Consider the following 25,885-nt stretch of genomic DNA (forward strand, 5'->3'; position numbering starts at 1 on the left):
CACACAGTCGGCATGCGTCTCCTTCATAACCCGGATGGCCGAAGCCAAGGCTTCCTTCGAATTTCCCTGGTAACTTCCGAACGGCAGGTCAACCACCACCAGGGCACGGTTTACGGCCTTCATCACCGATTTGCCATGATAGATCATCTGATCCAGGGTGATGGGAAGCGTAGTTATATTTCCCGCCATGACATTCGAGGCGGAGTCGCCGACCAGTATCACATCGATCCCGGCATGATCGATCAACTTAGCCATGGAGAAATCATAGGCCGTAAGCATCGAAATCTTCTCGCCCCGTTGTTTCATCTCCATCAACCGCCGGGTGGTTACCTTTCTATTATCATCTGTTTTTGCTACTGACATTTTGCTTTTGCTGTTATTAGATGTGCAAAGGTATGCAATTCTCTTTTGAAAAAAAGTACTGCCAAGGGAATAATTCGGCATATCCTATCGTATAATCTATGTAGCCTTATACACAAAGGATCGGGGAAGACGCATGCTCAATCTGCCGGTTACCGACGAAAAAGCCTTGGTTGAATAAAGACCGATCACTCGGTTTCTAAAATCAACTTTTTCATGTATATTTGCATAGCAATGAAAAAACGATGGAAAATAAAGGACAGGACTTGCGCATGGACCACTATTTGGTAATAAAGACAAGAGATGAATTATTACGAATCAGGATCAGACAAATATTATATTTTGAAGCAGATCGCAATTATACGAAATTAGTTCTGGCCGAAGGCATTCAGTTCACTTTTGCCATCAATATCGGTAAAATCGAAGAAATCCTGGGAAAGCAGGTAGCCGACATCAATTCCTTCTTAATACGCGTCGGGAAAAGCCATATAATCAATAAAAACCATATTCTTCAGATTAACTTGCCGAAACAGAAGCTCGTATTATTGGGAAATGAAGGGAAACCCCGGGAACTGGTCATTTCCAAAGATCCGCTAAAAGTACTGAAGGATCAGCTGGAAAAAGAAATGACAAAAACCGCGGAGGCATTGGAATAAAGTATGGAAATACGGATAGGAAAAGCGAATGACAATGACTTTGTCGTTGACGACTCGCACGTCAGCCGGCATCATGCAATACTTTCGAAAGACAGGGAAGGGCAATTTTATATCGAGGACACCGGTTCGACCAACGGTACGTTCGTGAATGAGATCCAGGTAGTCCGGAAAAAAATTTCCGAAAGCGACCGGATCCGCCTCGGCGACCACTACCTGTTGGACCTATGCGAGGCGCTGAAAGCGGAGAATGATTACAGCATCGAATTTGCCCGGCTCAAACAAGTCTATGACAAGTACATTAAGGAAAAGATAAGGATACAATCCCGGAACCAATTCAAGACAAGGATACTGCAGTCGTTCCCTTTTGCCCTGGTCGGCATTCTCGGGATTGTGTTCGGTTTTCTGGGGAAAGGAAGCCATTCCCTCTTTTTGATCAGCCTGGGCATCACCATCTGCGCTCCGGCCATCGGCATTTACCTGGGAGCCCGCCAAGCAGCCAAAACGCCGGGCAAACTGCAGGAACTGGCCAATCGGTTTAAAATAGACTACGTTTGCCCCAAGTGTGGAACTTTTCTGGGAGAAATCCCATGGGAATCACTCAAAAACAAAAAACAGTGCAGCGCCTGCAAAGCCAAGTGGGTGAATCCGTAAGCATTCGTCTCCAAAAGTAACGCTTTCGTACAATAATCCCTGCCTTTTGATTAGAAGGCACTTCATTATCACCAACCTATTCCTCTTTTTTATAAATTTGCAGCATAAGAAAAATACAAAATTATGAATGACGAAGAATATACATTCGTTTCATTGGACGGCGAGGAAGCTATGATGAATGATGCTATCGTAATCGACATGGACGACCATGACGTGGTTTCCGATTTCGTCATGTTGGACGACGTACATAACAATGATGCGGGGGACTTTATACTGTTTGACGATCCGTCCGATCATGGAATAGATCTCGATTCCTTTATTTCGAATATAGACGAAGGAGATATTTCATTTATCCTATGATTTCTATCAAATGTCCACATTGCCGGGTAGGATTAAAAATAGATGAGGAAAAGATTCCGGAAGGAATTACCTCCTTCCACTGCCCTAAATGCAGGCATGAAATTCCTCTTACCATACTGCAGGAACAACGGGAAAACGCAGAGCCGTCAACCGATACCATCCTGGTCTATCCGACGGCCTTGTCCGGCATCGGAAAACTAACCGTTTTGGCAAATGAAAATACGCCGGAACAGACCTTCCCCTTGCACGAAGGCGTGCAAACCATCGGGCGGAAAGCCCAAACATCTACCGCGGATATCCGCATCACGACCGGTGACCGTTCCATGAGCCGGAACCATTTGCAGATAGAAGTAAAAAAAACAGAAAAAAGCGGGTATAAACACTATCTTACCGACAATAATAGTAAAAATCAAACGTTATACAACAATAATTACATCGGGCCCGGAGAAGTGGTTGTCCTAAAAGATAAGGACGAGATCATTATAGGTTGCACGGCACTCCGTTTTAATGAATAGGAGGATGGACTTTAAAATTATATTTCAGATTTTGACATGCATATAACGCTTGAAAGACCATATGCTATCTGTGAAAAAGGTGGCCGCAGTAATAATGAGGACTCCATTTATCCGCTGTCGGAATTAGCAAAGCCCTCTCAGAGACTGTTTTTGGTATGTGACGGTGTAGGCGGCTCCGAAAAAGGAGAAATAGCCAGCGCTTTGGCCTGCGAGTCCATACAAATCTTCTTTTCGACTTTCCTGACGGGCGATCCAACCCGGGAATTTATCAATAAAGCCATCCATTATACCGAAACCCGTTTCGACGAATATATCGCGACCCACCCTGAAGCCAAGGGAATGGCCACCACCCTGACATTAGTCTATATAGGCACTTCCGGCATCACGGTCGCCCATATCGGGGACAGCCGCATTTACCATTTCCGTAACAAGCAGGCTCTTTTCCAGACGGAAGACCATTCCCTCGTCAATTCCCTGGTCAAACTGGGAAAGATCTCTCCCCAGGAAGCGCTCCGCCACCCGCAACGTAACGTGATCCTCCGCGCCATCCAGGGGACTGAACGCCCGACGGAAGCGGACGTAACCCTGCTGACGGAGATTGAAGCCGGAGATTACTTATTTATGTGTACGGACGGTATTCTGGAACGCCTTCAGGGTGAGCGCCTGGCCTTTCTGTTCGAGGAAGGAACACCCGCCAGTATGATCAAAGACCGGATTGCGGAATTATGCAACGGGAACGTCCGCGATAATTTCTCCTTTTATATAATTCCAATCCAAGGGGTTGATGAGATTCTAAAATACAAGCAATTTATCCTCTCTTTCTTTTATTCTTTTATTTAAAAGACGTATTTTTGGCAAAAAATAGAGTTCATCAACGAAACTATGAATTTGCCTAGCGGATACAAACTTCAGAATGGAAAATACCAACTCACTCAAGTTATTGGGCAGGGCGGGTTTGGTATTACCTATAAAGGAGTATGGTTTACGGAGGTGAAAGGAAATTTGGGAACCGTTCCTACCGAAGTCCCGGTATGCATCAAGGAATATTTTTTCAAGGCCTATTGCGACCGGAATCCGGAAAACCAGGCAATCATCGTATATTCCGAAACAGGCAAACAATTCTTCGACAAATTCAAGGAAAAACAAATCAAAGAAGCCACCATCCTTTCCGAAGTACACCATCCGCACATTGTTAACGTGCTGGAGGTCTTCGAAGAAAACAATACGGCTTATATCGCCATGGAATATATTTCCGGCAGCTCCCTTAAACAGCTTTTGGATAAGGAGGGCGTTTTGCCGGAGAAAGACGTCTTACGGTATATCGCACAGATCGGCTCCGCGCTGGATTTTGTACACCGGAACCATATCCTACATCTGGATATCAAGCCGAGCAATATCCTGATCGATAAGAAAGGGGCGGCGCGTCTCATCGACTTCGGTGTCAGCAAACGCTATGACCTGGACCAACAGGAAACCAGTACGACCCTGTTGACCCTGTCGAAAGGTTTTGCTTCTATCGAACAATATGACGGGGAAGGAACACAATCCTTTTCTCCCTGCCCGGATATTTACTCGTTGGGGGCAACCATGTATAATTTGCTGACCGGAAAGATTCCAGTGGAATCTATTCTGCGCGTAACAAAGCCTCTGCAAAATCCGATGGAGTTGAATCCCGGGATATCAGAAAGAACGGCAAGGGTGATACTCAAGGCAATGGAACTCAAAGCAACCGACCGGTACAAATCGGTAGAAGAGATGATTGCCGACCTGGGACTGCCTCCGGAAAAGCAAGTCGCTCTCCAACCGCCGTCCCGGTTCGAGCCTTCCTCCCATCCTTCCAAGAAGAGTAAAGAAAGCAAAGGGAAACAGGATAGCGACGAATCGACAATCCTGTACATTCCGGAAAAGACGGAAACGGATATCCGCTCCAGAAAGAAAAGCAAGAAAAAGGCAAAGGAAGCGCTTTTATTCTCTCTACTCTTAATCGCAGTAGGCGCTTCCAGTATCATTGTCCTTCATAATTACCATTCCGTCCCGAAACAAAATACGATTCTGGCGGAAACGAGAAAAACGGATCTGCCGAAACCCGCGCCGAACGAAGAGGCCGGAATATCTTCCCCGGCCCTGAAGGAGCAAACAGCCGAAGCGCCCGCAGAAGAAAAACAGGAAGATAAATCGAAGAAAACAGAGACAGAAACGGCATCCCTGCTGAAAAAGGTAACATCGGAGAAGCCTTCCGTTCCTCTCGTGGAGATGGAAGTAAATCCGGGGAAAGAGGTGAATAAAGAAGCTGCCACCCCGACGGCGGAAGAAATTCAAAATAATTACAATAAGTTTCTCTCTTCAGGCAAAGAGAAGATGGAGGAAAAAGACTATGCCGGCGCCAAAAAAGACTTTCTCGCCGCTAAAGATGCCCTGCTGACGGAAGAGATAGTCCGTTTGCTGATCGATACGGATGCCAAAATCGAAGAAAGCCGGATTGCGGACCGAAAAGCCGGGTATGAACTAAAACGTTCTTTTGGCCCGTATATGATTGTACGGAAAAAAGAGAATCTAAAATACGGAGCGATTGATAACAAAGGAAATGAGGTGATCCCTTGTAAATATAGGAACGTCGGTATTGTAAAAAACGGCCGGGCCTTTGAACGGGAGGATAATTTGTTTGATATTTACAATACGGATGGAAAGTTGGTCAGCGAGGCCCAAACGTCGTATTATTAAAAGATATATATATGAAAAAATTATGGATGCTGCTTTTTGTCTTAACGCCTTTCTGCGCATTTGCACAGCAAACGGAATATAATAAAAACGGGGATGAAGCGATGAAACGCCTCGACTACCGGGATGCCCGGCTGTGGTTTGAAGAGGGTGTTCTGACCTGCGATTCCTATAGCATCGATAAGTTAGTTACCATTTGGCTATCCAATGAAGAGATGCGCCCCTCGATGCGAAGCGTCATGAATAAGTGTATGGACTGCCTGACGGAAAAAGCAATGAAGGGGGATACGGTTTCCATGTCCAAACTGATTACATGTTATGGCGAAGGAATAGGCATTCCTTCCAATAAAAATCTCTCCAACTATTGGTCCGAACAGTTGGAGAATATACGAAAGCAAAACGAAATCCTGCAATCGCCGGCTACAGAGAAGGCGGTGCAACAGGAAAGGATGAAATTTTTTGTCGGCTACTCCTACTCCATTGAAGCTCCCTTCGGTATTACCTTCGGAGGCGTAGGGCAAAGGTTGGGATGGTACGGACGTTTTAAAACCAATCTCTCTTTTGAAAATACGCTCTACCAATGCCGTAAAGCAGGAGAATCGGAAGAACTTATCGATTTTCATGAAAACGCATCCTATGAATTCGTTCCCGGAGAAAAGAAGACCAATACATATTCGGCAACTGCCGGATTAGTCGTGAAATTCACGCCCTGGCTCTACACTTCCTTCGGAGGAGGATATGGAAAGAGGGATTTGCTTTGGAAATACGTAACGCATGATAAAAACGACTACGATAATACGAAAACAGCGTGGGCAAAGAATGAAGAAGCCTCCCATAAGGGGGTTGCTCTCGAAATCGACTTGATGATAAAGTTCAATAGTTTTTACATTAGCGGAGGGGTTAACTCCCTTGGTTTCGAATATTCCGATTTAAATGCGGGAGTAGGTATTTTCTTTTAATTGATTTGATATGAAAAACAACGCATCGATATTTATACTTTTCTTCCAGGCCCTTTTCCTTGCAACCGGTTGTGTGGAAGACCCGGAAATAAACGGCGGATTGCAAAATGCAGACCCGCCTGCAGTAGAGATTCTTTCTGTCAATAGAGTCGCAAGAACCATTACCGTCAACGTCGATGTAAAGTCGGAAAACGGCGCGCCGATTGTAGAGAGAGGGATCGAATGGCGTCTGGCAACGCCGAGCCCGTCGGGGGAGTATACGAAAGTCAAGGATGCCAATACCGGCAAAGGCTCTTATACGTTGAACGTAGAAAACATCCAGGTCGATACGGCCTATCAGGTCCGGGCCTACGCGGCCAACGGAGTGGCCACGACCTATAGCGAAGTACAGAGAATAGAGACGACTGTCGGTAAGGCAAGCATCCAGACACTTACTCCCGATAGCGTACATGCGAAATGGGCACGCTGCGGCGGGAAAATAATAATAGCCGGCGAGGGAGAACCCAAAGAATGGGGCGTCTATTTTTCTTCCCATCCGGAACTGACGGAAAAGGATTCGATAGCCTTAAAGAAACCGATTGCAGCAGATTCGACATTCAGAGTCGTACTGACAGAGTTGACTCCCCAAAAGACCTATTATGTCCGCGCCTATTATAAAAACGAATACGGAATATCATTAGGAGAAATACAATCCTTCCAAACGACCGAGGGAACGCCTGTGGTCGGGAACCTGAAAATTGTCGGGAACGTCCTGTCTTCGGAAGTAACCCTATCGGCGGAAGTATTGAAAGAAAACGATGCTGAAGTAAACATACGGGGATTCCTTTGGGGAACGGAAAAACAACCGCCCGTCAAGCCCGGCGGAGAGAATGGAGAACTGAAAGGGGATACGATCCATGCCGGAAAAGGGGAAGGCGTTTTCACGGGTACGATCAAAGGATTGCAACCGAATACGCCATATTATGTCCGCGCGTTTGCCCGGAATGAATTCGGCTTCTCTTATTCGGATTCCCTCACCTTTTATACCGTAAATGACAAGCCGACGGTATCGACCGATTCCCTCATCACCTTCTCCGCAGGGACGGCAAAAGTGGGGGGAACACTGATCAACGAAGGAGAGAGCCCGGTTACGGAAGTCGGTATTTGTTGGTCGACAATTCCTGATGTGACATTGGAAACGGCATCCCACATAAAGATGACTCTTGGGCAGGAAGGCGTCTTTAACGGAACAATTGCCGGATTATCGGGCGCTGCAACCTATTATATCCGCGCCTATGCGACAAATGCCGCCGGAACTTCCTATGGGAAAGAAGTGCAGGTGAAAACACCGGAGATCTTTGCTATGGACATAACTTCTTTCCCTGGAAACAGACCTTTATTGGGTTCGGTAGCCATGTTATCGATAGAAGGCATCGGATATCTGATCGGAGGAGATTTGGGCGCAAACAAAACGGATCAACATTGGACCTATGACGCGGACAACAATGAATGGCAACAACGCCTCGCCTTTTCCGGAGGAGCGCGCAAATGGCAAACGATAATCAAATCCTCCAACCAATCTTTGTTGGCGTTCGGAGGCTTAGACGACGAGAACAAGGCTAGGAATGATCTATATTTATATAGCTATTCGAGCAACCAGTGGTATTTACTGCCTTCGACGAACCCGCCCAAGCCGACTTATTCGGCAACAGGAGGCAGCATCAGCGAATCCCTGCATTACATTATCGGCGGGCGGGATTCAAGTGACAACCTGACCAGGGAAGTCTGGAAGTATAACGCCTCCGGTTCCTGGGCAAGGATGATGAATGACTTTCCGGAACCGCAATGCGAAGGAATCAATGTCATCATCAATGGAAAAATCTACGCCGGATTGGGCATAAACAGTGCGAACCAATGCAATAAGACCCTCTGGTCTTCTTCCACCGAGCTTACCGAAAACTGGCAGGAAGAATCCGCGGCTTACCCGGGAGATAAGATCGCAGGGGGTGGCGCTATAGGGGAATTCATTTATGTAATCGACCAATCCAACCAGTTGTGGATGTATGATATCCATGCAAAATCATGGACGAAAAAGTCGGCTCCTCCCTACTCGAAGCCTTTGTTCATGTTTATTCTGAGGGATGCTATTTACATAGGATACAATCAAAGCGGAACAAATTTTATCAAATATAATCCCTCATGGGACAATAAAGCAACGACGGCTCAAGAAAAAATGGGAAAAAAACGCATCTATTAACGGCCTGACATTAATTTCCTTTGTGGAAGAATATGTAACTTTGCCCCTTGTTCATCCTCTATATGATGAATTTTACCAAATAATGACAGGAAAGGTTCGCCATTACATATTTATTCTCCTTTTTTTGCCGGTTCTAGCAGGATTGCCGGAGTTGAAAGCACAGACCCAAACTTCGGCATCCGGCATTGTAAAGGATTCGATTACCGGCGAAGTCCTTTCTTTCGTATCGGTACTGTTCCTGAATTCGACAACCGGGGTTATGACTGATGACCAAGGCACTTTTTCCTTACGAAACAGCCAGGGAAACACCCAGTTGGTATTCAGTTCGCTCGGCTATCATACAAAGACGGTTGTCCTTAAGGCAGGGGAAAGGAATGACGGACTGGAGATCTTGCTTGCCCCGACTTCGTTCCAGATTCAAGAAGTGTATGTCAAACCTACCCGCCAAAAGTATTCGCGAAGGAACAACCCGGCGGTCGAATTGATCAAAAAGGTAATCGAGCACAAAACGGATAACCGCATCGAAGCGAAAGACGAATACCAAGCGGAAACCTATGATAAACTGTCGTTCGCGTTCGACGACTTCAATCCGGATCCCAAGAAAAACAAGCTGCTGAATAAACTACAATTCATCAAGAATTATATAGATACATCCGAATTCAACGGCAAACCGATCCTGATCGTTTCCGTACGTGAAACGTTGGCGGACGTCTATTACAGGAAATCACCCCGTACCCAAAAGACTTTCATCAAAGCCCGGAGGCATAGCGGAATCGACAACACACTAGACGAAGGGGGTATCACCAGTAATCTGGAGGAAATATTCCGGGGAGTCGACATCTTCGACAACAATATCAATATCCTGCTCAACCGCTTTGTCAGTCCCCTCTCCTCCCTCTTGGCTACCACTTATTACCAATATTATATCATGGATACGCTGGACGTAGCCGGCGACCGCTGCGTCGATCTGGCGTTCGTTCCGGTTAACAGCCAAAGCTATGGCTTCACAGGGAGGCTTTACGTTACGCTGGACGGACACTATTCCGTCAAAAAAGTGGTTTTGAATGTCCCATATGACATTAACCTGAATTTTGTCAGCAAACTGCGCATCGAGCAGGAATTCGAACGGGCGCCGGACAGCACCTGGATGCTTCATACCGAAAAAACGTATATCAATTTCGGGATTACCAAAAAAGGACAGCAGTTGTATGCCAGCCACTTCCGGAGTTACAACAATTATCGGTTCTCCATCGAAAATCCGGATTCGATCTTTCAACAATTGGGAAACGTGCATCAACTGGCCGAAGCTACTTCGCGTCCGGATTCCTTTTGGGTAAGCCATCGCCATATCCCGATCAAGGAGAAAGAAGATGCCTTGAACGATTTGTTGAAGGAGCTTCGTAAGGTACCGGCTTTCAATGTGATGATCGGTACGGCTGAAATACTGATCTCCAGTTATATCAAGAGTGGAAAACGGAACGTTAGCAAATTCGACTTCGGACCGATGAATACAACCATCAGCGGTAATAAAATCGAAGGATTCCGCTTCCGGGTAGGCGGCATGACGACTGCCAACCTGAACCCCCACCTTTTTGCCAACGGCTATGCAGCTTATGGCCTCAATGATCGCAAATGGAAATACAATGCGACATTAACCTATGCTTTCAATAAAAAGGCTTACCATACCAAAGAACCTCCGGCTAACAATCTTTCCTTCATTCAGGAATACGACCTATACTCCTTGGGCGAAAATTTCCTGTATACCAGCAAGGATAATCTCTTTGTCGCCTGGAAAGTCGGGGAACCGCTGACCAAGATGTCCTATATCAGGAAGACCATGCTCCAATATGAAAAGGAGTGGGCCAACGGGCTGTCGGTCAAAACATGGATGCAAAACCAGACAGACGAACCGACCGGAACCTTGCGGTATACTTACCAGGATCCGGAAGGCGAACTGATCCGGAAGAACGATTTGACAACCTCCGAACTGGGAATGCAATTCCGTTTTGCTCCCGGTGAACGCGCCTACTCCAGCCGCAGGGGAAAAGATTCGCCGTTCAACCTATCCAAAGACGCACCGGTATTCAAATTGTCCCATCAGATGGGATTGGATAATGTTTTGGGAGGGGAAGTGAATTACCATCACACCGAATTAAGCGCGGAGAAACGCATCTGGCTCTCTTCGTTCGGACATATCGATGCACAATTAAAAGCGGGTAAGGTATGGAATGAAGTCCCCTTCCCTCTTTTGATTATCCCGAACACCAACCAGTCCGTCACCATACAACCCGAAGCCTTCCACATGATGAGGGCCCTGGAGTTTGTGACCGACCAATATGTGTCCTTCAATGCGACCTACTACCTGAAAGGATGGATACTGAACCGTATTCCGGGCATCCGCGTCCTTCGCCTGCGCGAAGTCGTTTCATTCAACGGAATCTATGGCGACTTATCCCGGAAAAATAACCCGGCCTACAACAGCAACCTCTTCATTTTCCCCGAGGAGACCGGCACTTTGGGCAACACGCCTTATATGGAAGCCAGCATCGGACTGGAAAACATCTTAAAAATCTTACGAATAGACTACTACCGCCGGTTGACCTACTTGGACCACCCCAACATCAAGAAAAGCGGAATCCGGATCGCGTTACGCTTTACGTTCTAAAACGTAACCTCCGAAACAATCTCTTAACAGTACGTTAACCGTAACATATCAATCTCGTTTCATCTATGTAACATCCATGCAAGATCTTTGCATCGAAACCATATAGAGAAACAAATTTATGAATCGTCATCAAAAAAAGTATTTCTTTTCATTTTTACTTTTATTTATTTCTACGTGCTACAGTATAGCACAAAACACCGGCTCTGTCATCGGTGTAGTACTTGACAAGGAAACGCGTGAACCGCTGATCGGCGCCGCTGTCCTGATCGAAGGTAGTACATTGGGTACATCGACCGATTTGGACGGTAATTTTGCAATCGTAGACCTCCGCCCTGGAAGCTACACCGTTCTTATTAAATATGTCGGTTATGCTCCTATCAGACAGGAAAACGTAGTTGTGACAAAAGGACAAAGCGCAGTCCTGAATATCGATATGGTTACCGAAGGACTGGAACTCCAATCGGTCGTAATCGTTGGACAGAGAAAGCAAAACACCGACCTCGCCATGTTGCAGGCAACAAAAACAAGTTTACTGGTACAGTCCGGGATCTCCTCCCAACAGATAACGCGGACGCAGGACCGGGATGCGGCGGAAGTCATTCGCCGGGTACCGGGGATCTCGCTGACCGAAAACAAATTCGTCACGGTACGCGGTTTGGCGCAACGATATAATAATGTATGGATCAATAATGCAGCGGTACCCAGTTCGGAAGCCGACACACGCGCCTTCTCCTTCGACCTGATCCCCAGTTCCCAGATGGACAACCTTGTCGTAATCAAGAGCCAAGCCCCGGAACTCCCGGCGGATTTCTCCGGCGGATTTATCAAGATGAGTACCAAAGACGTACCGGATCAGAATTCTTTTTCCGTATCTGTCGGGGGAAGTGTGAATGACAAAACTCATTTCCGGGATTTTTATTATAATCCGGGGAGCGGAACTGATTTTCTCGGTTTCGATGATGGCAAACGCTCTTTCGAAGGTTCCTACCTGGATCGTTTGGATGTAGAAAATTCATCGGATGTAGACGCTTTTACAAAAAATGGGTTTAATAACGATTGGAGTGTAAAAAAGAAATCACCTTTTGCCGACCTTCGCTTAAGCACTTCCTGGAACCATCGTTATGATTTGGAGAACGGCAAACGGTTCGCCGTCATTTCGACTCTCAATTATACGAACTCCTATACCAATGCGTTGGATATGGTAAATTCACGCTACGGAATCTGGAATACAAGAGAGGATGCTCCGGAATATGTATATAACTATACCGATAATGTTTATGCAAACAATGTCCGCCTGGGTGCCATGCTCAACTTAACTTATCTTCCGAACGAACAGGATAAATATGAATTTAAAAATATATTCAATCAATTAGGACAGGATAAATATACCAATCGTTCGGGATATCAATTTCTTAGTCAAAAATACATACAAGAGAAACAGGAATATTTTTATTCCAGCCGTTCGACTTACAGTGGGCAGGTCTCCGGAACGTACAACCGGGAGGCTTCCAAATTCGATTGGAATATAGGTTATGCTTATGCCGATAAAAACCAACCGGACCGGCGCATAATCAATCGTGAGGAAAACACATTCACCGGAGATGCGCATGAAGGGGAAATGTTTATCGATCAAAACGAGATTGAGCGTATCTTTTACAGATTAAACGAACACATCGGTTCGGCCGGCATCAACTATCAAAAAACATTCGATGTAGGTTCCTTGCAACCTATACTGAAAGCAGGAGCTTATAGTGAAATGAAGAACCGGGATTATAAAAACCGTGCTTTTACCTATCAATGGAGTAATAATGCGAACTTACCGACAGATTTCAGGTACCAGGATGTCGTCAATGAGATATTGATACCTGCTAATTGGGGATCGGACAAAATCTATATAAACGAAAATACCAATAATACGAACAACTATAAAGGTAAAAACTATCATTATGCCGGATACCTCGGGATAAATGTCCCCGTAAATAAATTCGATATCTACGCAGGTGTCAGATACGAGAACAACGATATGCGCTTAACCAGTTATACATCGTATTTGGATTTTCGGACGGAAGAACGGAAATACAAGAGCAGCGATTTTTTCCCTTCACTGAATATGACCTATAAAATGAATGACCAGCATCAGTTGCGTTTGGCTTATGGAGCTTCCATCAACCGGCCGGAATTCCGTGAAGTATCCACTTCCGTTTATTACGACTTCGATCTCTTCAGTCCGATCAAAGGCAATAAGGACCTGAAAATAGCGCACATTCAAAACATGGATCTCCGTTACGAGTTTTATCCGAATCAGGGAGAAGCCATTTCCGTGGCCCTTTTCTATAAGCACTTCAAAAATCCGATCGAATGGACCTATATTGAAGCTAATTCAGGAGATTATACCTTCACATTTACCAATGCCAAAGGGGCAGACAATTACGGAATTGAAGTGGATATTAAAAAGACGCTCGATTTTATCGGATTGCCGAACTTCAGTTTGAATTTTAATGGAGCGTTAATCAAAAGTAAAGTGCAATTTGAGGAAGATACGAGAAAGCCGGACCGGCAAATGCAAGGACAATCTCCCTATTTGATCAACACGGGTCTGTTTTACCAGCATGCCAAGCACGGGGTGAATGCAGGCATACTGTATAACCGGATTGGTAAGCGGATTATCGGAGTTGGTCGTGTGGTCACTTCGCCGGGAACCTCTATCAACAATGATATTCCGGATTCATACGAGATGCCGCGTAATGCGATCGATTTGACTTTCAGTAAGAAAATTGCCCAAAGATGGGAAGTCAAAGCATCGGCAAGAGATATACTCGGAGAAAAAATTACTTTCAAACAATTCCCCAGGTTTGAAGACGATAATAAGGAGATACATAAAAGAGAGCAAACAACCAAGCAGTATAGCCCAGGCAGAAGCTTCATTTTTAGTTTAAGTTATACGATCTAATATTTAATTATTACTAATTTAAAATGAACAAGATGAAAAAGATTAAATTTATTAATTTACTAATGTCTATGGCCCTTGCCATATCTTTCACCGGATGTAGTGACGACGATCCTGATCCTACCCCGGATCCAACAGAATCCTTGCCTTTCATTTTTAACACAAATGAAATCGGAAACGGACAACAAGATTATGAAATTCCAAAGGATAAGGCAGAATATACGTTACCCCAAGGGACTTATGTATTAAAAGGTTGGGGCTATATACCTGACGGCGTTACACTGACAATCGAGCCCGGTACGGTGATCAAAGGAGATAAAGCAACCAAAGCGGCTCTCATTGCTGAGCGGGGTGGAAAACTCATCGCCAAGGGTACAAAAGAAGCTCCGATCGTATTTACTTCCGCGCAAGCCAAAGGGTCCCGCAGACCAGGAGACTGGGGAGGTATTATCCTTTGCGGTAAAGCGCGTGTAAATGCAGCAGACGGGCAAAAAATCATAGAGGGTGGCCCGCGTAGTTACTACGGAGGAACAGACGATGCGGATAATTCAGGAACGATAAGCTATGTCCGTATTGAATTTGCCGGATCTGTTTTTGATACGGACAAAGAAATTAATGGTCTTACCTTCGGAGGTGTCGGTAGCGGTACGCAAATCGACCATGTACAGGTTTCTTATTCGAATGACGATTCGTTTGAATGGTTCGGAGGTACGGTCAATGCCAAATACCTTATAGCCTATCATGGTTGGGACGATGAATTCGATACGGATAACGGATTTTCCGGAAAACTCCAGTTCTTATTATCGGTAAAATACCCCAAAATCGCAGATACTTCCATGTCTAACGGATTTGAATCGGACAACGACGCCGAGGGTTCAACATTGACACCCTTTACTACGGCAACTTTCAGTAATGTGACATTCGTAGGACCTATCGGCCAGGCTGATGATTTTCAAAACACGACAAGTTACATTACCGGTGGAGACCTATATCCGAACAACGGATCCAAGTTAGGACAATTCCAGGCATCCATGCACATTCGTCGTAACTCAAAAATAAGTGTCTTCAATTCCGTAGCAATCGGATGTCCGGTCGGTTTAATTTTAGATAATAAATTAGGAACGACACAAACCTGGGCAACCAACGGAGATCTGAAACTAAAGAATTTGTATTTTGCAGGTATGGGAATTGTTGGTTCGGATGTAGATAAATCATTCAAAGACCAATTGTCGACAAACGGAGGTGGTACGGTAGATGCTACCCAGCAATCTTTCTCCCATACCTTCTTTACGGCTCAAGGGAACATAGCATATGACAACATTGCCGATCTAAAACTCTCGCAACCGAACAGTTTAAAATCCAATCCGAATTACGGTCCTGTATCAGGCAGCCCGCTGTTAAACGGCGCTAACTTCGACGACACTAAATTGTCTACAGGATTTGATAAAGTAACCTATGCCGGTGCATTTTCAGGTGCAGATGACTCTTGGGCTACCGATTGGACAAATTTTGATCCGCAGAATACGGAATATTGATATTCCAGAGAAAACAACAACATTCTCTATGATGGTTTTGTTGGTTTCACGGGTCGTCTATCGCGAGGTAGACGACCTTTTTTATTTTCCTCAAGATGCAGGTATCTACAAAAAGCAATGATTATTGAATCGTAGGGCCATCAACTATATATACTGTCGCCCCAATTATTCCACAATTGCCACTTAATTATTTTATTGGCGCCACCAGGGCAAACTCCTGTTATGTTCGGCGGAAGCTGAGCCGATTAATCCATAATATATCTAATAGACACAATATTACATAATAGTAATCCGAACAAATATTTGTTTTTCTTCACAAAACAAAGCCCTTAAAGGATAAAATAAAATCGGAATATTTTCCAAAATAGAAAACTTATATAAATCAAAATAAAAAGAACCGCCTTTTGAGCGGTTCTATAAGTGATCAGGCTGGGATTCGAACCCAGGACCCACAGCTTAGAAGGCTGTTGCTCTATCCAGCTGAGCTACCCGACCCTGCTTTTTTCTGCGCTGCAAAGGTATGCCTTTATTCTTTAACGAACAATAGGAATGAATACTTTTTAAGCGAAAGTCGTGCTGTTTCAGGGAACTTAGCTTAGAACGGATAGCCGACGGCAAAATGAAGGGCGAAATTATCGCCTAAATTCGGACGAAGTATTGCCCATTTACGCCCACCCGACTCTTGGGGATCAAAAACTTTCAAGCCGCCATCCAGGCGGATTAGGAAATAATCGAAATTAAGGCGCAGGCCTAAACCGTATGAAACGGCAATTTCTTGATAGAAACGGGAAAAATCGAAGTTGCCTTCCGGCTGATGTTCGTATTTACGAATAGTCCATATATTTCCGGCATCAACGAAAGCGGCCATCTCGAATTTCCAGAAAAGCTTGGAACGATATTCCGCACTCATGTCCAAACGGATATCTCCGGTTTGAAGTGCAAATGAAGTTTCCCGATTTTGACTCCTCGGCATCCGTCCAGGGCCTAACGACCGGACGGACCATCCGCGGTTGCTGTTGGCTCCGCCCGCAAAATAACGGCGTTCAAACGGCATCTCTTTCGCATTTCCGTAGGGTATGCCGATGCCTCCGCCTATATGGAAAGCAACAGAGTTGCGATCGTCCAGCACAATGCTCTTTCCGAAATCGATATCTCCTTTTACATATTGCGAATAATTGATATCAAATAACTTGTACCGGCCGTTTTCATCTTTGGAAGCGCCTGTCAACTTAGACATCGCATAGAGAAAATTACCGGCCAATTCGAACGAAACACGTAAGGAATGCGTATTCCGCTGACGCTGCAAAGGATTATAATTATTAAAGGAGTAAGTATAACCGGTGCTGAAAATAAACTGGTCGGTATAGTTATACAACTGGGTTGATTCCGGCAATGAATCTTTAAAAGATTGATTGATATAGGGCAAATAGACATAATCGATATCCAACAAGTTGAAAGTATGCCTTGCCAAAACGTTCGAACGATCTTGCCAATTATAGCTCCAGCTTCCCGAAAGAATCGCCCTCCGGTATTCCGGACGCCGCTGCTGGCTGTAACTGACTTTCACTTCCGTCGTCGCCCGGATTTTCCGGCTAAATTCGGAAGAAATAAAAGGAAATAGAAATTGGGGAAAAACCATCGACAGATCGCCACCCAGCTCCCAATAGTCATTATATCCTTCCTCCGCGCTGCTCGCTCCCGTTATTGTTTCATAAGCTCCACGGATACGGGCGGAAAAGACCTCCGCCCCCCGGAACAGATTCCGATGTTGGTAATTCAAACTGGAAGCAAACCCTAAATCACCGGCCGAATTCGTCCCTTCCAAATCGACGCCGAAAGTTTGCCTTTTGGCAGGAGAAGTAAGGATCGTCGCGTCCAATTTCAAGGAATCATTTTCCTCAAATTCATTAAACCGGATATTGATATTGTGTAAGGCCCGCAAAGATCCTAAAGAAGCATAGGTCTGCTCCACCTCCCGTTCATTGAACAGGCTGCCCGTCTGTATAAAATTACTCCGTTCCAGTACGCCCGGGCGAATGCTCCGACCGTTCTTTCCATACAGGATGGAAACCACTCCCTTCCTAATGGAATCCGTAATGCTATATCCAAGCGAATTCTCTTCCGGATTCAACGGATCGTAATCGGTCACAATCGAAACCTTATTAATATAATATTGCCTGTGCGGCTTCTCACTGATAGCACCGTCAGGAGAAACATAACGGAAAGGCTTCACGATCAGTTCCAGATCTACCAGATGGCTTCCGGCCGTACTATCTGCCAGATAGCCGATATAATCCCGGTTAAAGGCATAATAGCCTCTCCTTCGCAAGAGGGTGGATATACGTTCCCGCTCTTTATCCAGATTATCCCGGTCGAACAAGTCACCTTCACCCATGACCGGCGTATACCATTCCGGAGTGGAACGAAACATGGAGGCAAACCGGGAACGTCTGGGTGCCGTGAGGCGGGCGATGCTATCGATTCTGGGATCCGGGATGTTCATCGTATATTCTCCAATCCGGTAGGGGGCATTTGCCTGGACTTGATAGGTGACAACGGCTTTTTTCCGCTTGGATGTATCGACGACAAAACGGGCTTCCGCATCCGTATAGCCTTTATTGACAAAGTAGCGCTGCAATTCCCTGCTTGACTGCTCGATCAATGTCGTATCCATAATGACCGGAGGCTCTCCGGCGCGGCGCAATTGCTTGTTCAGCCAATTATGATCACTCCTGCCAGATAAACTGTAAAGGTGCAGGGGCCAGTTCAGAATTCCGAAAATCCGGTTATTCGGCCTTTGCCGAAGGTAGGAAGTTAAGTCGGCTCCCTTTATATCGGCGCTGTCGACCTTTATTTCAACTTTGTCCAAAAGATACTCTCCCTCCTTTACAAACTTGGTCGTGCTACATGAAACCAGCACGATCAGAAATGAAATAAACAATAATAAACGGGTAACCTCCTTCATCACATCGCCTTTTACAGGCGCAAATGTAGTTCAAATTAAATTATTTCCAGTACTTTTGAGTTTGCAAAAAAAGTAAAGATGCTCTCTAAAAGTAAAATAAAGTTTATCCGTTCATTGGAGATGAAAAAGCTGCGCGCCGAACATCAGGTGTTTGTTGCGGAAGGGAATAAGATGGTTTCCGACATGTTAGGAGCCTTCGAATGTGAATTACTACTTGCCAAATCCTCTTGGATGGCAACACAGGGAGATATCCCGGCAAAAGAATTGCTTCTGGCCGAAGAAGGAGATATCCGCAAAGTCAGCTTCCTGAAAAATCCGCAAGACGTACTGGCCGTCTTCCGGCTTCCCTCCTATGCTTTGGCGGAGATCGACCCGGCGAACGAACTAGTTCTAGCCTTGGATGGCATACAAGACCCCGGTAATTTAGGCACAATAATCCGTCTGGCCGACTGGTATGGCATCGAGCATATCCTATGCAGTAAAGATACGGCCGATGCATTCGGCCCGAAAGCGGTACAGGCTACAATGGGAGCCTTATCCCGCGTGAAGGTGCATTACACGGAATTGGAAACGTACCTGAAGCCCCAAAATATTCCTGTATATGGAACCCTCCTGGAAGGGGAAGACCTCTACTCAAAAGAACTGGCGCCTTACGGCGTCATTGTCATGGGAAATGAGGGCAACGGTATTCGCCCTTCGATAGAAACACTCGTCAACGAAAGAATTTACATTCCTAGCTTCCCCGCAAATAGGGAAACTTCCGAATCCTTGAATGTGGCTGTCGCCACGGCTATTGTATGTGCGGAATTTCGCCGCCGGCAAAGGCTCAAGGCATAACTTCTGCAGGAGGCGCTATCCGGTGGAAGCCGTAATGATATTTGAAGAGGCTCAGGCTGTCTATATATATCTTCAAGTCCTCCGTCCGGTTGGACATCATGCGGATATATCCGAATACACGGCGTACCTGCTGCGAGGGAAGCGTCTGCACTTCCGTCTCGAAATAACCATCCCGGTCAAGATTCTTCAGCACCGTCATCGTCGTATCCGACTGCTCTACCGTAAGCCTTAGTTCGGGAGCAGGCCCTGTTTGCGGAGTCATTCCCCAGATATTTACGCCCAGGACAAAGACGGAACCGGCCGTATAAGGGATCTCTGGTTTCATGTCAAACGCAATCAATCTCGGATGATCCGGGGTAAACGTATAAAGCCGTCGCAGCGGCCAGATATCGATGGAATCATTCGGAGAAACCGGCATTTCCTTTTCCGGTTTGATATCTCCCATCTCCTTTATTTTCCCGTCGAGTTCGTTTCCGAGTTGGTTATAGATTTCCATATAAACCTCAAGGTTCTCTCCATACCATATCAGGGAACTGTCGTAAACGGCCTCCGTAATCTTATGCTTTTCAAAAACCGACCGGTACAATGCTTCTCTTCTGGAATAATCCGTATATGCGTTATAGTCCGCTTCGATCATTGCCTCAGCCAGTTTGATATCCAGGGTTACCTCCTTCATTTTCTTTTGGGACAAAATGCCGTCGGGCGTCCTTCCGCAGGAGAAAGACGTCATCAAGACAAGTAAGGCAAGCCCATATTTGTGAAACCTATTCCACATGCATTATTTATTCTCTTTCGAAAGGCTGACCGACAAAGTACGGCGATAAAATATCAGAAGCAGAAAAACACCCACGCAAATAGATGAATCCGCCAAGTTAAAGATAGGACGGAAAAAAACGAACTCTTTCCCTCCCCAGATGGGAAGCCAATCCGGCAAGACAGTCTGAATCAATGGGAAATAAAACATATCGACCACTTTACCGTGCAACCAGCCCGCATATCCGCCTCCTTCGGGGAAAAGCGTCGCTATCTGCCCGTAACTATGATCAAAAATCACACCGTAAAAGACCGAATCAAGGATATTTCCCAACGCTCCGGCAAATATCAGGGAAATACAGGTGATATAACCGAAAGAATAATTCTTTTTCACCAGTATATAAAGATAATAGCCGATAAATCCGACCGCTATAATCCGGAAGATGGAAAGGAACAATTTGTCGATAAGTTCGATTCCGAAAGCCATTCCCGGATTTTCGGTAAAATAAAGATAGAACCAAGGAGTCACCTCGATGCTATCGTGGAGTTGCATGTGCGTCTTGATCCAGATTTTCAGCGACTGGTCAAGAAGAAGGAGCAGTATTATGACTAACACTGCTCCTTTTCCTTTGGAGCCGCCCATATTACTTAGCACCTCCTTGTTTAGCCTCAATACTCAATGTAGCATGAGGAACGGCGCGTAATCTCTCTTTGGGTATCAGTTTGCCCGTTTCGCGGCAGATACCGTAAGTTTTGTTTTCTATCCGGATCAGAGCTGCTTGCAAGTTCTGAATGAACTTCATCTGGCGTTGCGCCAGACGACCGGCCTCTTCTTTCGACAAGGTAGCCGCCCCCTCTTCCAATACCTTAAATGTAGGCGAAGTATCCGATACATCGTTTCCATCCGAATTGGTTACACCGGATCTCAACAGTTCATAATCTCTTTTCGCAACCTCCAATTTCTCCAGTATAATGGAACGGAACTCTTCCAGTTCAGCATCCGAATATCTTGTCTTCTCAGCCATAATTCAAGTTTTTCTAATTATAATTTTTAACTGTCATCGCATCGCTATCCAAAGATAAGCAATATTATTTATTCACATATAACAAAGTATTCCTTCTTTTGTTCGGGAGATCCGACCTACTCTATTTTTTTGATTTTCAGCATCACCTGAAAATCTTCGAAATCAAGAACCGTCGGTTCGGAAACGATGTCTTCGATCTTGATGGAGACGGCAAGCACCTGATTGGCAATGTAATCTCTGTAGGCCTCTACCGCTCCGTCGATTTCCTCATTAGACAGAAGGATTACCTTGATCTTGTCTGTTATTTCCAATCCGCTACTTTTACGCAGGTTCTGGATACGGTTGACCAACTCGCGGGCCAGCCCTTCCTTCTTCAATTCCGGTGTGACCGTAATATCCAGGGCCACCGTCAGGCGTCCTTCGTTGGCAACCAGCCAGCCCGGAATATCTTCCGATACGATATCGACATCCGTCAGCTCGACCACAGCTTCCTGTCCGTCCACCTGAAAGGTAAACGCTCCGTTCGATTCGAGCGATGCAATCTCATCTTGCGTCATTTCCTGAACCTTTGCGGCCAAGGATTTCATGATCTTCCCGTAGCGGGGGCCCAACTTCTTGAAGTCCGGCTTGATTTTCTTGACTAATATTCCTTTGGCATTATCTACGAACTTCAGTTCCTTTACATTCACCTCGTTCAGGATCAGATCCTTCACGGCTGCAATACTTTCCTTATGATCTTCGTCCAACGCCGGAATCAGGATCGTTTGCAGCGGCTGGCGCACTTTGATGTTCACTTTCCGGCGCAACGCCAGGATCATGGACGAAATATCCTGTGCAAGTTGCATCCGTTCCTCCAGTTTCTTGTCGATGTAAGTTTCCCGGCATATCGGGAAATCCGACAAGTGGACGGAAGCGATCTTTTCCCGTCCGGTGGCTGAGATCAAATCCAGGAATAACCGGTCGGCATAGAACGGTGCGATCGGCGCCATGAGCTTCGCCACGGTTTCCAGGCAAGTATATAAAGTCTGGTAAGCGGAACGCTTGTCGGTCGTCATGCCGCCTCCCCAAAAACGGCGGCGGTTCAGACGCACATACCAATTGCTCAGGTTGTCATTGACAAAGTCGGAGATGGCCCGTCCGGCACGGGTCGGTTCGTATGTATCGTAAAAGCCGTCCACTTCTTTCACCAATGTATTGAGTAAAGAAAGGATCCAACGGTCAATCTCCGGCCGTTCTTCCCAAGCAACCTCCCCGTCTTGATAGTCGAAACCGTCCACATTGGCGTAGAGGGCAAAGAAGGAATAGGTATTGTACAGTGTCCCGAAGAACTTGCGGCGTACCTCCTCGATACCCTCCACATCGAATTTTATGTTATCCCACGGCGAAGCGTTGGTTATCATGTACCAACGCAATGGATCGGAACCGTAATGTTCGATCGTTTCGAACGGATCGACGGCATTACCCAACCGCTTGGACATTTTATTTCCGTTCTTATCCAGCACTAACCCGTTGGACACAACCGCCTTGAAGGCGACACTATCAAAGATCATAGCCGCGATGGCATGCAAGGTAAAGAACCAGCCGCGCGTCTGGTCGACTCCCTCCGCAATAAAATCAGCCGGATAGACCTCTCTCCGGTCGAAGATTTCCTTGTTCTCAAACGGATAATGGATCTGTGCATACGGCATCGAACCGGAATCGAACCATACATCGACCAAGTCGCTTTCCCGTTTCATCGGAGCTCCGCTGGCCGAAACCAGGATCACATCGTCCACATAAGGACGATGCAAATCGATCGTATTGTAATTTTCCTTTGTATACTCGCCCGGTTGAAAGCCTTTTCCCTTATAGGGATTCGATTCCATGAAACCAGCTTCCACCGACTTCTCGATCTCATCATAAAGTTCAGCTACCGAACCGATGCATTTTTCTTCCTTTCCGTCCTCCGTACGCCAAATCGGCAGCGGCGTCCCCCAGTAACGGCTCCGGCTCAGGTTCCAATCCTGCAGGTTTTCCAGCCATTTGCCGAAACGCCCCGTACCGGTGCTCTGCGGCTTCCAGTTGATCGTATTATTCAGTTCGATCATCCGCTCGCGGCAAGCAGTCGTACGGATAAACCAACTGTCCAAGGGATAATACAAGACCGGCTTGTCCGTCCTCCAGCAGTGCGGATAACTGTGCACATGCTTCTCGATACGGAAAGTGCGGTTCTGGGTTTTCAGCATCATACAGATACTGATATCCAGTGTCTCATCCTGATCGGTCAGCGTATCGTCGTATGCATTTTTCACATACCGCCCGGCGTAGATATCGTAAAGCTCCTTATCCATTCTTTTATTTACGAACACAGGATCCAGATCAGCCAGCAAGAAGAACTTTCCCTTCAGGTCCACCATCGGACGCATTACGCCGTCCTTGTCTTTCAACATCAAAGGCGGAACGCCGTTCGCTTTCGCCACACGGTCATCATCCGCACCGAACGTCGGAGCGATATGCACGATGCCGGTACCGTCTTCCGTCGTTACAAAATCACCGGTAATGACACGGAAGGCGCCTTCTCCCGGATTTACCCAAGGGATTAATTGCTCGTATTTCATCCCCTTCAATTCGGAGCCTTTCCATTCGCCGACAACCCGATAAGGGATCAGTTTATCCCCGTGTTTATAGTCGGACAACTGCAATGCTACGGCCTTCGGATTAAAATAGGAAGCCAGCAGATCTTTCGCCAACACGGCGGTTATCGGCAAGCCGGTATAGGGATTATAGGACTGAACAGCCACATATGTAATATTCGGTCCTACGCAAAGAGCAGTGTTCGAAGGAAGTGTCCAAGGCGTTGTCGTCCAGGCCAGAAAGAAAGCCTCCCCGAACTGTGCCATCTCCGGCTTAGGATCGAGAATATGGAACTGTGCCGTACACGTCGTATCTTTTACATCCCGATAGCACCCCGGTTGGTTCAGCTCGTGCGTGCTCAAACCGGTTCCCGCCGCCGGAGAGTAGGGCTGGATGGTATAACCTTTATAGAGCAATCCTTTCTTATACAGTTCTTTCAAGAGCCACCAGAGAGTTTCGATATAGCGGTTGTCATAGGTGATGTACGGATCATCCATATCCACCCAATAACCCATTTTCTTGGTCAGGTCTTCCCATTCGCGGGTGTACTTCATGACATCTTTCCGGCAGGCAGCGTTGTAGTCGGCTACCGATATCTTCTTGCCTATATCTTCTTTCGTGATCCCCAAAGACTTTTCCACGCCCAGTTCAACCGGCAGGCCGTGGGTATCCCAACCGGCTTTCCGTTTGACATGAAACCCCTTCATGGTCTTGTAACGGCAGAAAATATCTTTGATCGAACGTGCAATCACATGATGGATACCCGGCATACCGTTCGCTGAAGGAGGGCCTTCATAAAACACAAAAGAGGGATGTCCCTCACGGATTTCCAGACTTTTATGGAAGATATCTTCTTTCTCCCATCGTTCCAACACCTGCTTATTCACGTCAGACAAGTCGAACTTCGAATACTCGGCAAACTTGTTATTCATAGGATTATTTATTATCGCTTCTTAAAGACGCCGCAAAGTTAACGCTTTTAACCGAATATGACAAATAAGTATTCCAACCGCAAAATCGGCGCTCCGGATTTTCATCGGCGGAATTCATATCCGTATCCCCGGTTTACCGGCTCACCCCTTGCATCAAACCATTCGGTCGATAGCGGGAAAAGGATATCAACAAGCCGATGACTTCCGAATAGTTTTTCTGACCGGAGGGGATGTTATTCCCTTTCAGAAACAGATTATAGGCGACGTCCTGCATCTTTCCGATCACCGGATTATAACGCGCCTGCCAATAGGCGGCCTTATCCCGGTAGGCGACTTTGACTTCGGAGCGGATGCAATCCGTCCATTCGCCGAACTCCTTTTCCCCCAGCAATCGGCAAGCGTTGTCGAGGACGTAAGGCAACAGCGAAAAATATCCGCTGAAACGGATCGCCGGATCGTCGGCGCCCGTACAAATCAGGTAGGCGCAGAGGTTGGCTTCCGCCTCGCTGCTGACTCCCAACACGTGCGCCATTTCATGGGCGCAGGTAAAAGGATATTGCTCGGGAAGCAGTTCACTGTTTATGTGATATTCGAGAAAGAAAGGGCCTATATAGCCCAGGACTCCCACTCCACTCATCAGGGAGGTAAACAGCATCGGTTTGGAACGGAGGTAAGCGTCCGGTTCTAAGAGATGGAAAGATTTCGCCAATGTCGGATAAAGCGCGCCGATCTCCTCTCGCACCTGTTCCCGGTCTAACGTAGGAACCGAGACATAGGAGCGGTTCAGTTTCTCAGTATAATCCGTTAGGAAACTCCGGAACGAGTCGACTGTATAAGAAGCATAGGGTGTCTGTGTACGCCGGTAAAAATCCTGTCGGAAATAATTTAATCCCCAGGCCAAATAGAACCAGACGTAAACCCATGCCAGATATTCAACCATATTCAGCAATACCTTCCCAAAAGGTTTTCGCCGGAATAACGAGCAAACCAGATAAATGAGCAGCCCGGTTATACTACCGTAGATAAAACAATCGCCGATTGAAAAGGGGAAAAAAGAGGAAAAAGGGGTGAGAAGGGCGTAAAATAGCGGATAGATGCGGCGCGCATATACTTCCCCTCCCCCGGAAATCCCCATCACCACCCATAGGAGGATAAGTA

Annotated in this window: 19 protein-coding genes and 1 tRNA gene; 12 read left to right on the forward strand and 8 right to left on the reverse strand. The window is 46.3% G+C overall.

The features are described 5' to 3' along the window. A partial coding sequence (locus BQ8014_RS13535) for a 3-methyl-2-oxobutanoate hydroxymethyltransferase (protein ID WP_200814399.1) occupies positions 1-363 on the reverse strand: 363 nt, incomplete at its 3' end. A 269-nt stretch (positions 364-632) separates the two neighbouring features. Here BQ8014_RS13535 and BQ8014_RS13540 point away from each other — a divergent pair. From BQ8014_RS13540 to BQ8014_RS13590, 11 genes are all read left to right on the forward strand, one after another. Continuing rightward, a complete protein-coding gene (locus BQ8014_RS13540; RefSeq protein ID WP_080905972.1) occupies positions 633-1,016 on the forward strand; it encodes a LytTR family transcriptional regulator DNA-binding domain-containing protein in 384 nt (127 codons plus the stop codon). A 3-nt stretch (positions 1,017-1,019) separates the two neighbouring features. Continuing rightward, positions 1,020-1,667, forward strand: coding sequence for an FHA domain-containing protein (locus BQ8014_RS13545; protein WP_080904806.1), 648 nt, complete (start codon positions 1,020-1,022; stop codon positions 1,665-1,667). A gap of 123 nt (positions 1,668-1,790) precedes the next feature. Beyond that, positions 1,791-2,027 carry a hypothetical protein gene (locus BQ8014_RS13550; protein WP_080904807.1) on the forward strand — a complete coding sequence of 79 codons (237 nt, stop codon included), beginning with the start codon at positions 1,791-1,793 and terminating at the stop codon, positions 2,025-2,027. Beyond that, positions 2,024-2,542, forward strand: a complete 519-nt coding sequence (locus BQ8014_RS13555; protein ID WP_080904808.1) for an FHA domain-containing protein — start codon at positions 2,024-2,026, stop codon at positions 2,540-2,542. The genes BQ8014_RS13550 and BQ8014_RS13555 overlap by 4 nt, the downstream gene beginning before the upstream one ends. 36 nt (positions 2,543-2,578) lie before the next feature. Beyond that, on the forward strand, positions 2,579-3,382 hold the full coding sequence (locus tag BQ8014_RS13560) for a PP2C family protein-serine/threonine phosphatase (protein WP_080904809.1): 804 nt from the start codon (positions 2,579-2,581) through the stop codon (positions 3,380-3,382). Positions 3,383-3,424: 42 nt separating this feature from the next. Further along, a complete protein-coding gene (locus tag BQ8014_RS13565) occupies positions 3,425-5,263 on the forward strand; it encodes a protein kinase domain-containing protein (protein ID WP_080904810.1) in 1,839 nt (612 codons plus the stop codon). 11 nt (positions 5,264-5,274) lie between these two features. Continuing rightward, entirely contained in the window at positions 5,275-6,219 is a 945-nt protein-coding gene (locus BQ8014_RS13570; protein ID WP_080904811.1) for a hypothetical protein, read from the forward strand. A 10-nt stretch (positions 6,220-6,229) separates the two neighbouring features. Beyond that, on the forward strand, positions 6,230-8,455 hold the full coding sequence (locus BQ8014_RS13575) for a Kelch repeat-containing protein (RefSeq protein ID WP_080904812.1): 2,226 nt from the start codon (positions 6,230-6,232) through the stop codon (positions 8,453-8,455). Between the two features lie 82 nt (positions 8,456-8,537). Further along, a complete protein-coding gene (locus BQ8014_RS13580; RefSeq protein ID WP_080904813.1) occupies positions 8,538-11,120 on the forward strand; it encodes a DUF5686 and carboxypeptidase-like regulatory domain-containing protein in 2,583 nt (860 codons plus the stop codon). A 118-nt stretch (positions 11,121-11,238) separates the two neighbouring features. Then, the gene (locus BQ8014_RS13585) at positions 11,239-14,070 is read left to right on the forward strand and encodes a TonB-dependent receptor (protein ID WP_080904814.1); all 2,832 of its coding nucleotides are present in this window, start codon (positions 11,239-11,241) and stop codon (positions 14,068-14,070) included. Positions 14,071-14,102: 32 nt separating this feature from the next. Continuing rightward, entirely contained in the window at positions 14,103-15,602 is a 1,500-nt protein-coding gene (locus BQ8014_RS13590) for a hypothetical protein (RefSeq protein WP_080905973.1), read from the forward strand. Between the two features lie 421 nt (positions 15,603-16,023). On the opposite strand, the gene BQ8014_RS13595 is transcribed toward BQ8014_RS13590, so the two are convergent. Together BQ8014_RS13595 and BQ8014_RS13600 are read right to left on the reverse strand one after the other, a co-directional pair. Beyond that, positions 16,024-16,097 (reverse strand) — tRNA-Arg (locus BQ8014_RS13595). A 100-nt stretch (positions 16,098-16,197) separates the two neighbouring features. After that, a complete protein-coding gene (locus BQ8014_RS13600; protein WP_080904815.1) occupies positions 16,198-18,567 on the reverse strand; it encodes a translocation and assembly module lipoprotein TamL in 2,370 nt (789 codons plus the stop codon). Between the two features lie 78 nt (positions 18,568-18,645). On the opposite strand from BQ8014_RS13600, the gene BQ8014_RS13605 reads away from it, so the two are divergent. Next, positions 18,646-19,404, forward strand: coding sequence for an RNA methyltransferase (locus BQ8014_RS13605; RefSeq protein WP_080904816.1), 759 nt, complete (start codon positions 18,646-18,648; stop codon positions 19,402-19,404). Here BQ8014_RS13605 and BQ8014_RS13610 read toward each other — a convergent pair. The 5 genes from BQ8014_RS13610 to BQ8014_RS13630 form a co-directional block, all read right to left on the reverse strand. Then, the gene (locus tag BQ8014_RS13610; protein WP_080904817.1) at positions 19,394-20,179 is read right to left on the reverse strand and encodes a DUF4296 domain-containing protein; all 786 of its coding nucleotides are present in this window, start codon (positions 20,177-20,179) and stop codon (positions 19,394-19,396) included. The two genes, BQ8014_RS13605 and BQ8014_RS13610, sit on opposite strands and share 11 nt — an antisense overlap. A gap of 3 nt (positions 20,180-20,182) precedes the next feature. Further along, positions 20,183-20,800 carry a lipoprotein signal peptidase gene (locus tag BQ8014_RS13615; protein WP_080904818.1) on the reverse strand — a complete coding sequence of 206 codons (618 nt, stop codon included), beginning with the start codon at positions 20,798-20,800 and terminating at the stop codon, positions 20,183-20,185. A 1-nt stretch (position 20,801) separates the two neighbouring features. Then, a complete protein-coding gene (locus BQ8014_RS13620) occupies positions 20,802-21,182 on the reverse strand; it encodes a TraR/DksA family transcriptional regulator (protein WP_080904819.1) in 381 nt (126 codons plus the stop codon). Between the two features lie 116 nt (positions 21,183-21,298). After that, positions 21,299-24,727 carry an isoleucine--tRNA ligase gene (gene ileS / locus BQ8014_RS13625; protein ID WP_080904820.1) on the reverse strand — a complete coding sequence of 1,143 codons (3,429 nt, stop codon included), beginning with the start codon at positions 24,725-24,727 and terminating at the stop codon, positions 21,299-21,301. 133 nt (positions 24,728-24,860) lie between these two features. Beyond that, complete coding sequence (locus tag BQ8014_RS13630; RefSeq protein WP_087880557.1) at positions 24,861-25,862, reverse strand: DUF3810 domain-containing protein; 1,002 nt, start codon at positions 25,860-25,862, stop codon at positions 24,861-24,863. Positions 25,863-25,885 lie beyond the last annotated feature (23 nt).

The organism is Parabacteroides sp. Marseille-P3160, from assembly GCF_900162725.1.
GTDB lineage: Bacteria > Bacteroidota > Bacteroidia > Bacteroidales > Tannerellaceae > Marseille-P3160.

What these genes read in the sequence shown, in the direction of transcription:
- BQ8014_RS13540 (WP_080905972.1), top strand. Translation starts at nt 633, where the DNA reads ATGGACCACTATTTGGTAATAAAGACAAGAGATGAATTATTACGAATC.
- BQ8014_RS13545 (WP_080904806.1), top strand. Translation starts at nt 1,020, where the DNA reads ATGGAAATACGGATAGGAAAAGCGAATGACAATGACTTTGTCGTTGAC.
- BQ8014_RS13550 (WP_080904807.1), top strand. Translation starts at nt 1,791, where the DNA reads ATGAATGACGAAGAATATACATTCGTTTCATTGGACGGCGAGGAAGCT.
- BQ8014_RS13555 (WP_080904808.1), top strand. Translation starts at nt 2,024, where the DNA reads ATGATTTCTATCAAATGTCCACATTGCCGGGTAGGATTAAAAATAGAT.
- BQ8014_RS13560 (WP_080904809.1), top strand. Translation starts at nt 2,579, where the DNA reads ATGCATATAACGCTTGAAAGACCATATGCTATCTGTGAAAAAGGTGGC.
- BQ8014_RS13565 (WP_080904810.1), top strand. Translation starts at nt 3,425, where the DNA reads ATGAATTTGCCTAGCGGATACAAACTTCAGAATGGAAAATACCAACTC.
- BQ8014_RS13570 (WP_080904811.1), top strand. Translation starts at nt 5,275, where the DNA reads ATGAAAAAATTATGGATGCTGCTTTTTGTCTTAACGCCTTTCTGCGCA.
- BQ8014_RS13575 (WP_080904812.1), top strand. Translation starts at nt 6,230, where the DNA reads ATGAAAAACAACGCATCGATATTTATACTTTTCTTCCAGGCCCTTTTC.
- BQ8014_RS13580 (WP_080904813.1), top strand. Translation starts at nt 8,538, where the DNA reads ATGACAGGAAAGGTTCGCCATTACATATTTATTCTCCTTTTTTTGCCG.
- BQ8014_RS13585 (WP_080904814.1), top strand. Translation starts at nt 11,239, where the DNA reads ATGAATCGTCATCAAAAAAAGTATTTCTTTTCATTTTTACTTTTATTT.
- BQ8014_RS13590 (WP_080905973.1), top strand. Translation starts at nt 14,103, where the DNA reads ATGAAAAAGATTAAATTTATTAATTTACTAATGTCTATGGCCCTTGCC.
- BQ8014_RS13600 (WP_080904815.1), bottom strand. Translation starts at nt 18,567, where the DNA reads ATGAAGGAGGTTACCCGTTTATTATTGTTTATTTCATTTCTGATCGTG.
- BQ8014_RS13605 (WP_080904816.1), top strand. Translation starts at nt 18,646, where the DNA reads ATGCTCTCTAAAAGTAAAATAAAGTTTATCCGTTCATTGGAGATGAAA.
- BQ8014_RS13610 (WP_080904817.1), bottom strand. Translation starts at nt 20,179, where the DNA reads ATGTGGAATAGGTTTCACAAATATGGGCTTGCCTTACTTGTCTTGATG.
- BQ8014_RS13615 (WP_080904818.1), bottom strand. Translation starts at nt 20,800, where the DNA reads ATGGGCGGCTCCAAAGGAAAAGGAGCAGTGTTAGTCATAATACTGCTC.
- BQ8014_RS13620 (WP_080904819.1), bottom strand. Translation starts at nt 21,182, where the DNA reads ATGGCTGAGAAGACAAGATATTCGGATGCTGAACTGGAAGAGTTCCGT.
- ileS (WP_080904820.1), bottom strand. Translation starts at nt 24,727, where the DNA reads ATGAATAACAAGTTTGCCGAGTATTCGAAGTTCGACTTGTCTGACGTG.
- BQ8014_RS13630 (WP_087880557.1), bottom strand. Translation starts at nt 25,862, where the DNA reads ATGGGGATTTCCGGGGGAGGGGAAGTATATGCGCGCCGCATCTATCCG.